This is a genomic window from Photobacterium sp. OFAV2-7, assembly GCF_022347985.1.
In the GTDB taxonomy this organism is placed as follows: domain Bacteria; phylum Pseudomonadota; class Gammaproteobacteria; order Enterobacterales; family Vibrionaceae; genus Photobacterium.
In genome coordinates, this window is the sequence record NZ_JAKRFQ010000733.1 from 1 (window position 1) to 2,696 (window position 2,696).

Annotated in this window: 2 protein-coding genes; one reads left to right on the plus strand and one right to left on the minus strand. The window is 50.3% G+C overall.

What is annotated here, in order from left to right; genetic code table 11:
- Positions 1–314 (minus strand): beta-ketoacyl synthase N-terminal-like domain-containing protein (locus MHN01_RS23740; protein WP_304622889.1); only part of this gene is annotated, 314 nt, incomplete at its 3' end.
- 183 nt (positions 315–497) lie between these two features.
- On the opposite strand from MHN01_RS23740, the gene mnmC reads away from it, so the two are divergent.
- Positions 498–2,534, plus strand: coding sequence for a bifunctional tRNA (5-methylaminomethyl-2-thiouridine)(34)-methyltransferase MnmD/FAD-dependent 5-carboxymethylaminomethyl-2-thiouridine(34) oxidoreductase MnmC (mnmC, locus tag MHN01_RS23745; RefSeq protein WP_239413823.1), 2,037 nt, complete (start codon positions 498–500; stop codon positions 2,532–2,534).
- Positions 2,535–2,696 lie beyond the last annotated feature (162 nt).

Sequence of the window (2,696 nt, forward strand, 5' to 3'; positions counted from 1 at the left end):
CCCGAACCCGCCACTAAGCCAGTACGGTCATTGGAAACTTGTTCTTCAGTCAGGCCGGCGTCTTCAATTGCCTGCTCCATAGACAAATACGCAAATGCTGCTGCATCGCCCATGAAACGCATTTTTTTACGGTCGATATGCTCAGACGGGGTCATCTTTAAGTCGCCCCAAACATTGCTTCGCAGCTTCATTTCTGCGAACTGTTCAGAGAAGTTGATACCGGATTTACCCGTTTTCAAAGACTCCAGCACTTCTTTAACATTGTTACCAATGCTGGATACGATACCCATGCCTGTAATTACGGCTCGTTTCATGATGAATTCCTACTGTCATTTAACGCTGATGATAATAACGGGTTTATTCACAGAAAGTGGTCAGCTTTCCCTACTATCAGGTACAATCCCCGTCAATTTCACTTTATTTAATCGTTAGTGCTTCTGTTTCTGTAGCTTAGCCAATCAGATTCAGACCATCACGATATCTGTTACACCATTTACATGAGGTTTCCTTTGTCTGAGTTGTCTAACAAGCGCATTGAAAATGCCATTCTTGACTGGAACGAGTCCGGTACCCCGGTATCCAATGACTTTGACGATGTTTATTTCTCCAATACCAATGGGTTGGAAGAAACACGCTATGTTTTTCTCAAACAAAATGGCTTACCCGAGCGCTGGGAAACCTTCAACCGCCGCCGCTTTGTCGTGGCCGAGACCGGATTTGGTACCGGGCTCAACTTCCTGGCTGTCTGGCAATGGTTCAAAGCCTTTCGCAAGGCTCACCCGGATGCAGCCACCAAAGAGCTTCACTTCATCAGTTTCGAAAAGTTTCCGGTTACCAAAGCCGATTTGATCAAAGCTCACCAGTCCTGGCCCGAGCTGGCCGAACTGGCCGAACAGCTCCATGCGCATTACCCACCAGCCGTTGCCGATTGCCAGCGTATTGTGCTGGAAGACGGCATGATCACCCTCGACTTATGGTTTGGCGATATCAAAGAGTGTATGCCTCAAGTATGGACCAATGATGACGGTATCGTGGATGCCTGGTTCTTAGATGGTTTTGCGCCGAGCAAAAACCCGGAGATGTGGAATCAGAACCTGTTTGACGGCATGGCCAAGCTGGCGCGCGTTGGCTGCAGTACCGCGACATTCACCGCAGCAGGCTTTGTTCGCCGCGGCTTGAACGAGGCCGGTTTCGAGATGAGCAAAGTGAAAGGCTTCGGCACAAAACGGGAAATGCTGGCAGGTACGCTGACCAAACGTCAGCACCAGGCGAACTATAAGCCTTGGTATGCACGCACCAGCGCTGAACATACCCGTGATATTGCCATTATCGGTGGCGGTGTCGGCTCGGCAACCGCGGCATTATCGCTGGTTCGCCGTGGAATGGACGTTACCTTATATTGTGCCGATCCTCTGCCGGCTGAAGGCGCCTCGGGAAATCGCCAGGGAGCAGTCTATCCTCTGCTTAATGGCTCTAACGATGCGTTGTCTCGCTTCTTTGCTCCGGCCTTCCTCTATGCCCGCCAGTTTGTCGAACAAGCTGCCGAGAAAAAACCCTTTGCCCATGACTGGTGTGGTGTCACCCAGCTAGCCTGGAATGAAACAGCAGAGAAAAAGCTTGGCAAAATGATGGAGGGCGGCTTTCCCGACACCCTGATTAGGCAGCTAGATGCCGAGCAGACCAAACAAGTTACCGGCGTCCCTTCGGGCCATAGCAGCGTAAACTACCCGCTCGGTGGCTGGCTTTACCCGCAAGAGCTCACCCGCGCCCTCCTCCAGCTAGCACAAGAAAGTGGCCGCCTGACACTCAAAAGCAAGACTGATATCTGCAAACTTACTCAGCACGATGATCAATCCGGCTGGATACTCACTGATAGTGCGGAAAACCAATACCAACATGCAGCGGTTATTGTTGCTAACGGCCACCGTTTTGCGGAATTTAAGCAAACCCAGGCCATTCCAGCCTATTCGGTCAGGGGGCAGGTCAGCCATATCCCCACCAATGAATCGCTATCGCAACTAAAAACGGTACTTTGCTATGACGGCTACCTAACACCAGCCAACACCGCAACTCAAAGTCACTGCATTGGTGCCAGCTACCGCCGCGGCAGTACCGATCTAACGTTCAGCGAGGAAGAGCATGCCGACAACAAGCAGCGGCTAGTTGACTGCCTGCCAGATATTGACTGGCCAGCCGACATCGATATGGCTGATAAGCAGGCTCGCGTAGGCGTTCGCTGTGCCAGTCGTGACCACCTGCCGTTTGTCGGCGATGTTTGCAACTACGAGACATTGATCGAACAATATGCTGATTTAAGAGAACAACAAGACAGCGCAGAGAATGTTCCAACTTATCCGAACCTCTACTCAATGATAGGTCTAGGCTCTCGCGGATTAAGCTCTGCTCCTTTGCTAGGTGAACTGCTGGCATCACAGATCTGCGGCGATCCGCTGCCACTTCCTAATGATGTGCTTGATGCCCTGCACCCTGGACGGATGTGGATACGCAGGTTGGTTAAAGGGAAGAAATTGTAAGAGAAGCAAGAACTGCGAGATAAAACATAGCGTATTGTAGAAACCGAACATAGTTTACGTTTTAAACCGGGGACATGGTTTACATATCATGTCCTCTTTTTGATTCGTTCAATCACCATGTCTTTTTCGTTAAGATAACCTATATGCATAAAAGAAAAGTAG

What these genes read in the sequence shown, in the direction of transcription:
- mnmC (WP_239413823.1), top strand. Translation starts at nt 498, where the DNA reads ATGAGGTTTCCTTTGTCTGAGTTGTCTAACAAGCGCATTGAAAATGCC.